The following is a 7,344-nucleotide window of genomic DNA, read 5'->3' as shown; positions in this document are numbered from 1 at the left end:
ATGGGTATGAGTGAAACACACAGGGTGATGGACCCCGGGTGGGTCCGGACGAGGGGAAAACGTTGAAACTGCGAACCACACGCGTGTTTACCGGATCGATGCTGACTGCCGCTGCACTGACTGCCGCACTGCTCTCCGGGGGGACTGCACAGGCCGATCCCGCATATCCGGCACCGGACCCGGACCCGTTCTACTCGCAAGCAGCGGCCGAGGGGACCGCCGGCACGCCGATCTCCGTGCGCCGGGCCCCTGACCTGATGACCTTTCCCGGCGTCGCGATCTGGCAGGTCAGTTACAGGTCCACGAACTCAGAGAACAAGCCTATTGCCGCGGTCAGCACGATCCTGGTCCCGCCGAATCAAGCACAAGACGGCCCGTTGCTCTCGTATCAGCACATCGTCAATGCACTCGGTACGGGATGTGCGCCGTCTCGCGCGCTTTACGCATCGGATCCCAACATCGTCATCCGTGAAGCGCCCATCCTCAACGTCGCGCTGCAACGTGGATGGACCATTGCCCTTCCCGACCATCTCGGACCCAACAGTGCGTACGGCGCCGCGCGCCTGGGCGGACAGATCACGCTCGACGGTATCCGCGCCGTTCAGAAAGTCCCCGAATTGCGTAGTGGCGCCAGCCCTGTAGGTATTGCCGGCTACTCCGGCGGCGGCATGGCCACCGCGTGGGCGGCCGCACTGGCCCCGAGCTACGCACCCGAGGTCAACCTTGTCGGTGTAGCCGAGGGCGGCGTCCCGATGAATCTGTCCAAGATGGCAAACGGCCTCGGACAGGATCCGCACCCGGCATTCGGCCTCGCCTTCGCCGCAGCAATGGGCCTCGAACGCGAGTATCCCGACCTACTGCCGCTGAGCAACCAACTCAACGACCTCGGACGGTCGATGCGGGCCGAACTCACCAACGCGTGCACCAACGACATCCTCAGGGTCGGTGCCGGGCGCAGTGCCTCTCAGGTGTCGACGTCGACATCCTTGCTGTCCAGCCCTGAAGTGCGAAAGGTGATGGACGACAACAGCGTCGAACTCTATCCCGGTGTGCCGACTGCCCCGGTGTTCGAATGGCACACGCCCGACGACGTTCTGATCCCCATCGATTCGGTGGTCAACACGATTTCGCGGTACTGCGCCGCCGGAGCCACGATTCAATCCCAACTGTTCCCCAGCCCGGACCACCTCACCACTGCGGTCCTCGGTCTGCCCACCGCATTCGAGTACCTACAGGACCGATTCGACGGAGTGCCGGCCCCGCGTTCGTGCTGAATGTCTCCGGAGTGACGTATCGAGCAGGCGCGGCACATGGCCAACTCGGTGTGCCCGTGGCATCGTTGATCGTATGAGCGACACGGATGACACCGGCGCGGCCGGCAATGGCGATTACAGTCTCGATCCCGACGACCAGCTTCAACCTGAAGACACTCTGATCGATCGAGGCGTCGACGACATTCTCGACGAGGGAATCTCACCACCGGAACGCCCACTGGGACTTGATGCCCACGGGTTGACCGGCAGCGAGGAATCAGCGGGGGAGACCCTCGACGAGCGCCTGGCCGAAGAAGAACCCGATCCGTACGCGTCGCTCGGAGATCCTTTGAAGGATCCCGCCGATGCCGACGAATTCGAACGGGAAGAAGAATTCCCGAACGGTGACGAAGTGGGTAACCGTCGGGTCGGCCGTCTCGTTGCCGAAGACGAGGGCAGATACGAGGACGAGGAAAGTGAACTCATTGCCGGAGACGTCGGAATCGACGGCGGCGCAGCGTCGGCAGAGGAAGCCGCGATGCATCTGATCGACGATTCAGAGGACTGAACGACCGCCTGACTGTTGTAGCTGTTGATCGGTGAGAACGATGGAGTGGACGTGATTTCCACCCATTCTCTTGCTTTCGTACATCGCCGAATCGGCGAGGCGATGTAGATCGTGAACGCCACTTTCTGCTGCTTGTACGTCCGGCCAGGCGCCGTTGTGGATGGCTATGCCGATGCTTGTCGTCGAGATTGGTTCGCCTGTAGGGGAGTTCATGATGGGCGCGATCCGGGCCAGTAGATCGCCGACGTACGGCAACGGCATCATCTGAACGACGACGAACTCGTCACCGCCGAAGCGCGCTATCGCCGCGTCCGATCTGGCCCAGTCGTGTAGTCGATAGGCCGTGCGCAGTATGACTCGGTCGCCGACGTCGTGACCGTAGGTGTCGTTGAAGTGTTTGAAATTGTCGATGTCGATCACCACCACCAGCAAAGACTGGTCGAGGCTGGATTTCGCTTGCAGTAGTTCGGAAGTCCGCCGTGCGAGTCCGCGCCGATTCAGCAGGTCCGTCAACGGATCGAGTTCTGAGCTTTGAGCGTCGTTGCTCAGGAGCGCCAGAGCAATCTGCGTGACCACCGGTATGACAGTGATGACAGGAATGGCAAAGGCAATGCGTCCCAGGACGTCTGGAAGGCCAGAAGGTACATCGGTGAACACGCCGATGCTGGCAACAACGATGACTGCCCCGGAAAACAGCAGGTGCCACAGCTGAGTTCGAAGATTGTGAAAGAAGGCTATGTACGAGCCGACGAGCCCGAAGACGAGACATCCAAGCAATCTCTGATCCGGATTCGCCTCGGCCAGCACGATCACCGCAACAGCGAAGTCCCCGGCAACGACGAAGAAATACGACCTTTCACGGGTGGTCGCTACGACAGGCAGGGCAATTCCGCCGATCATCACAAGCACTGCGACGACGACGTCCAACGGAAATCCGATGGTCTGTACCGAATGAGTGCCCAGTCGCTTCAGCAGAATCGTGATACCCAGGAGGAAAACCAATACGCCGATGCCTATCCGAGTCGGCATCAGAATTCCGTTGTCGCGCAAGAATCGCGTGAATCGGTCATACTGGTCTGGCACTGCGAGCCAGCGATGCACGACCTTGGGTGTGTCGCTCATCGCGGCCACTGACCATGAGAAGCGGCCGGTCGAATACAACACATGCGGCGATAGTAGTCCGTGGCGATGACAATGGAACTGAACTCGCCTCCAGCCTGTCAACCATAATACGTCACAGTGACGAATTGAGGTGGGGTAGCCGGAAGTCGGTGAGACGTGTTTATCGGCATCAATCCACATCAGAGCACTTATTGGTCGTTCCTGACGTCCAGGTCGCGCGGCGTAGCCGCAGTCGCCGGCGAGGCCAGGCGGTGATCGGCAGCAATTCAGCCGGCGATCGCGGAGTCGCAATGGTCGAGTCGTGCAAGCCGGTCGCAGATCTCGGACTGAAACGCAGGAAAGCCGGCAAATGTACCGGCAGACAGACATGAGTGGGCGGAAACAAAGAAGGTTGCACGAACCAGGCGTGAGGCGGATATCGCCAGGTCGAGAATTTGCCGATAATCTACATTATGTCAAGTAATGGATATTCGAACGTCCCCCGTCAGCTTGTCCGCTAGCTTTACCCACATGGATTCCGTTGCACTCGTCCTCGGTTCACCACGTGGCCGTCGCTTCTGCGCGAACGTCGGGTACGCGTGCCAGCAGAAATGTCGGAACTCGAGATTCTGCACTGTCTTGCGTATGCCGTAGATTTTGCACGCTACTGGGAGCCGCCGGACGAAGAAGATCTGATCTTCGTCCGCCCTGAGGTGATCGCGGCATTGCGCCCGATCGCCCAAACCCTTCTCGACTCGTCACACACCGCCTGGTGGGCCGAGCCTGCTGACCTTCTGAACCAGAATCTGGTTGAAAAGCGAAACCCCATTTACGGCTGGTCGGACCTACCCTTGCGGATTTACCGCACAGAAGACGGCCTCGAACAGTGGCGTGCTGAGGCACTCGACAACGAACGTCAGTTTCTGGAATACCAGATCGAAGATCCGGACCGTCACATCGGAGGCGAATGGTGGTCTATCCCGTTTGCCAACGGCACAACCGAAACAACCAGGGCCCGCGACGGTATCGGGGCCCTCGGGGTGATTCTCGAAGAAGACAGCTCCTCGAACGAGGCGCGGGTGCAGCCGGTAAGGATCTACGGCGCGCCCCGCATCTACGAGATCACCGGTCCGCAGGACTGGGCGAATCTGGTCGATACCTATCCCCTGCCAGTGCCCGCTTCACGTCGCTCCGTGTGGTACGACACGACCGGTGAATACCGTGACTGGTTCATTCCGGACTGGGTTTCGGTGTCCGCGGATTACGACGCCGTGCACCTGACCATGATGGCTTATCTGACCACGCCAGGTGTCGCGATCCCGTTGTCGGCCAACGCGGGGGCCACTGTGCTCGCCGGGTGGGATCCGGACGCCACCTTCTGGCTACGTAGCAACAACATCACCGTTGACGACGACCCGACGGGCTGACGTTCGGCTACACCGAGTTGAGCAGGTGCGGCCGAACTGCCAGCCACCGCGCGGTGTCCTCGATCCCCTGTTCCAGGGTGAATGTCGGAACCCACCCGAGTAGTCGCAACGCACGATCGTTCGATGCGTAAGCGCCGGCAGTGTCACCGGTGCGTCGGCCGGCAGCGACCACGTCGATATCTTCGCCGAGCACGTTCTCGAATGTGTGTACCAGCTCCCACACGGTCGTCCCCCGCCCGCTGCCCAGATTGACCACAGTCATGCGTGATGATTCAGCGGTGACCCGGTCGAACCTTTTCAGTGCTCGAACATGAGCGTCTGCAAGGTCCCAGACATGAACGTAATCACGCACTCCGGATCCGTCGCGCGTCGGCCAATCCGTTCCCGTAACCCTGAAAGGCGTTCCTGTCGAATATGATTCGAACAGCTTTCCGAGTGCGTGGGTCGGGCGTGCCGATGGTGTACCACTTCGCAGATCCGGATCTGCCCCGACCGGGTTGAAGTAGCGTAGAGATATCGCCGATAATTCAGTGGCCGCCGCAATGTCGTCGAGCATCGTTTCGAACTGAGCCTTGCTGTGCGCATAGGGACTCTGCGGTGCGATCCCCCAACGTTCGTCGACGCACCCACCGTCGCTCGGCGCATACACCGCCGCAGAGGAACTGAACAAGAAGCGCTCACACCCGTTCCGAAGGACACTCGATACCAGCGTCAGCGACTTGGATACGTTGTTCTCGTAGTACCGCGCCGGGCTACTCACGGAATCTCCGACCACGATCAAGGCCGCACAGTGAACTGTCGCATCGATATCGGAATGATCTGCGAATACCTTGTCGAGCAGTTTCTCGTCCGCGATGTCGCCGCAGTAGAACGGGAATCTGTGCGCAAATTCGGCGCGGCCGGTCAGCAGGTTGTCGAGAATCACGACATCGATCCCGGCGTCGACGCACTTCGACGCTACGGTGCTTCCGATGAATCCCGCTCCGCCCGTGATCAGTACTTTCACGCCGCTCCCCCGGCATCTTCGACGGCAGTCCTCGCACGACGGACGAAGTGAGACACGCGTGAGCGGGCCAAGTCCCATCCACGTAGGTCGCGCCCGTCCCGGATGGAAAGCCGATCACGGTCGAGAAAGAGCGGCACCATGACCAGATCGCGGTAGAGCGAGTGCAGGCGTGGGCGATCCGCCAACCACAGCGTCCATCGCCACCACCAACGCGCCGGGACGGTCGTCATTCCGGTACTGACGCCGAAGATCGATTCCACCGCCGCCCAGTGGACGTTCACCGCCCGACGGACATCGCGTGGCAACTGGCGTCTGGAGAGCGTCACAGCGAGTTCCGGTTCGGAAGTGAGCAGGTACCCCACGTCGAAGACACTGTTCAACGACAAATCGGCTCGAATCAAGGCCCGATCGGCAAGCCGCGCGTGAGCGATGACGTGCAGCGTCACGTCGGCCATCGCAAGGCGGGATCCTTCCGCCTCCGAGCTGATTCCTCGGACCGCGGCCTCCCGGGTCAGCGCGTGACGTGCGAACCGCGGAAGCAAGTGCGAATGGATTTCGACGGAGCCATGACGGTCGTCGCGAAGGAGTGCCGGTTCCTGGTGATCGTCGTGATCGATGGAGTCGGAGTCCACTTCGTCGGGGCGGACCATTCGGTAGCCGAAATCGAGGATCGCGTCGTTGGCCGGAACGGCATGTGCAGGGTCGACGACCAAAAGGTCGATGTCCGTCATCCGTCGAGCTGCCGGGTTCGGCCAGATTTTTCGCTCGAGAAGGGCGGCACCCTTAAGTGCAACCGTCGGAAATCCGTTGCTGTGTAACAACTCTTGCAGTTCCACTCGCTGCGCGTCGAGGTCCGAGATCCTTATGGTGTTTCGGTGATGGACAAGGCTCAGCGTCAGTTCCGGACTCGATGCGGTGGCCGAGGATTCCGACAGCATTTCCGCGAAGCTCGCAGGTAGGACCGATGCGAAGCCGGCCTCGACCGCTCGGGAGGCGAGCAGCGGCAATACCTTGTGCCTTACAGCGGCGTCGATGACTCTGGGCCAATCCTGCTGCGAACACAAGCGGATGACGTCGGCCCCACACTCGGGTTTCAACATGGAAATCAGGTACCGGGTGTCACGCATGACGCCACCAGTTCCTCCACGGTGTCGGCGCCGGTGTCGCCGTGATGTCGAATCAGTCTGTAGCACGGGGCATTCGAGAGTAGAGCAGCGATGTTTCTCAGGGTCAATCCGTGATTGTCGGACCACAGTGCGGATTGCCCGGCCAGCGACTGTATCGCTTGGGATACGGGCATCGGAGCGAGTCGAGTCGGCCCCTCGTCCCATCCATCGAGGATCAGCACCAGGTCGATTCCGCGAACCGCCGAGCTGACGTTTCGTTCAGCAGGCAAGGTCGACGGGTCCAACGCCCACACCGGCGGGGCGTACGGAAGATACAGCGAATCGTGCGCTTTGATCTCCGGGAGGACGTCGAACGTACCGGCTTTGAGGTGAACCCGCCGTGGTAAGCCCACAGCTTCGGTACCACGAATGAAGACGCCTTCGTCAGCACGCAGTTGTGCACCCCGCAGGGCAAGGGCGAGCGCCAAGGTGGTCTTGCCCGCCCCGGAATGCCCGGCGATCGCCACTCTCACACCGTTGCAGTCGACCAGAGCGGCGTGCAGGCGTGTCCACTGTCGGGCGTGCGCGGCCGTCATGACATCCCGGTGCACCGTGCGGTACACGCTCTCCGCGAGCTGGAGACCGTCCAGACCGATCAGCGTTTCATGGCTGCCGCCGATGGTCGATTCGATGGTGACGTCCCAGCGACCGAATGTCGCTCGATTCCGCTGAATCCGAACTTCGACGTTGTTGTCCGCAGGCCACGGGCTGGCAATCCGATGCTCGACGACACCGACCTCGGGTATGCGGAAACCGCGCACAATCGCGTCAACCCAAAGGTAGTGCGCCCGGAATTGTGGTACGTGGTTGCCTGTCACGGAAT

Annotated in this window: 7 protein-coding genes; 3 read left to right on the top strand and 4 right to left on the bottom strand. The window is 61.0% G+C overall.

The window, feature by feature from the left end; translation table 11 throughout:
* Positions 1-98: 98 nt before the first annotated feature.
* Positions 99-1,274: a lipase family protein gene (locus ACN50D_RS05100; protein WP_054827626.1), complete on the top strand. Its 1,176-nt coding sequence runs from the start codon at positions 99-101 to the stop codon at positions 1,272-1,274.
* 73 nt (positions 1,275-1,347) lie between these two features.
* Positions 1,348-1,821 (top strand): DUF5709 domain-containing protein, encoded by a 474-nt coding sequence (locus ACN50D_RS05095; RefSeq protein WP_003945009.1) that lies wholly within the window; start codon positions 1,348-1,350, stop codon positions 1,819-1,821.
* Here the strand turns inward: ACN50D_RS05095 and ACN50D_RS05090 are convergent.
* The gene (locus tag ACN50D_RS05090) at positions 1,810-2,943 is read right to left on the bottom strand and encodes a sensor domain-containing diguanylate cyclase (protein ID WP_249342659.1); all 1,134 of its coding nucleotides are present in this window, start codon (positions 2,941-2,943) and stop codon (positions 1,810-1,812) included. The genes ACN50D_RS05095 and ACN50D_RS05090 overlap by 12 nt on opposite strands.
* 590 nt (positions 2,944-3,533) lie before the next feature.
* On the opposite strand from ACN50D_RS05090, the gene ACN50D_RS05085 reads away from it, so the two are divergent.
* Positions 3,534-4,349, top strand: coding sequence for a hypothetical protein (locus ACN50D_RS05085; RefSeq protein WP_419970226.1), 816 nt, complete (start codon positions 3,534-3,536; stop codon positions 4,347-4,349).
* A 7-nt stretch (positions 4,350-4,356) separates the two neighbouring features.
* Here ACN50D_RS05085 and galE read toward each other — a convergent pair whose 3' ends face one another.
* Genes galE through ACN50D_RS05070 form a run of 3 tightly spaced genes read right to left on the bottom strand, consistent with a single transcriptional unit; the run spans position 4,357 to position 7,339 of the window.
* Positions 4,357-5,355, bottom strand: coding sequence for a UDP-glucose 4-epimerase GalE (gene galE / locus ACN50D_RS05080; protein ID WP_064444603.1), 999 nt, complete (start codon positions 5,353-5,355; stop codon positions 4,357-4,359).
* Complete coding sequence (locus ACN50D_RS05075; protein WP_054825874.1) at positions 5,352-6,482, bottom strand: nucleotidyltransferase family protein; 1,131 nt, start codon at positions 6,480-6,482, stop codon at positions 5,352-5,354. Before ACN50D_RS05075 ends, galE begins: the two co-directional genes overlap by 4 nt.
* Positions 6,461-7,339, bottom strand: coding sequence for a hypothetical protein (locus ACN50D_RS05070; protein WP_238592727.1), 879 nt, complete (start codon positions 7,337-7,339; stop codon positions 6,461-6,463). Before ACN50D_RS05070 ends, ACN50D_RS05075 begins: the two co-directional genes overlap by 22 nt.
* Positions 7,340-7,344 lie beyond the last annotated feature (5 nt).

Origin of the sequence: Rhodococcus sp. SB1D, assembly GCF_048573875.1 — a bacterium.
GTDB lineage: Bacteria > Actinomycetota > Actinomycetes > Mycobacteriales > Mycobacteriaceae > Rhodococcus_F > Rhodococcus_F qingshengii.
Note: the sequence above shows the minus strand (reverse complement) of the source record. Positions and strands in the feature narration are given on the sequence as shown.

Bases quoted from the DNA above. Each gene is read 5' to 3' on its own strand.
- ACN50D_RS05100 (WP_054827626.1), top strand. From the start codon at position 99: ATGCTGACTGCCGCTGCACTGACTGCCGCACTGCTCTCCGGGGGGACT.
- ACN50D_RS05095 (WP_003945009.1), top strand. From the start codon at position 1,348: ATGAGCGACACGGATGACACCGGCGCGGCCGGCAATGGCGATTACAGT.
- ACN50D_RS05090 (WP_249342659.1), bottom strand. From the start codon at position 2,943: ATGAGCGACACACCCAAGGTCGTGCATCGCTGGCTCGCAGTGCCAGAC.
- ACN50D_RS05085 (WP_419970226.1), top strand. From the start codon at position 3,534: ATGTCGGAACTCGAGATTCTGCACTGTCTTGCGTATGCCGTAGATTTT.
- ACN50D_RS05075 (WP_054825874.1), bottom strand. From the start codon at position 6,482: ATGCGTGACACCCGGTACCTGATTTCCATGTTGAAACCCGAGTGTGGG.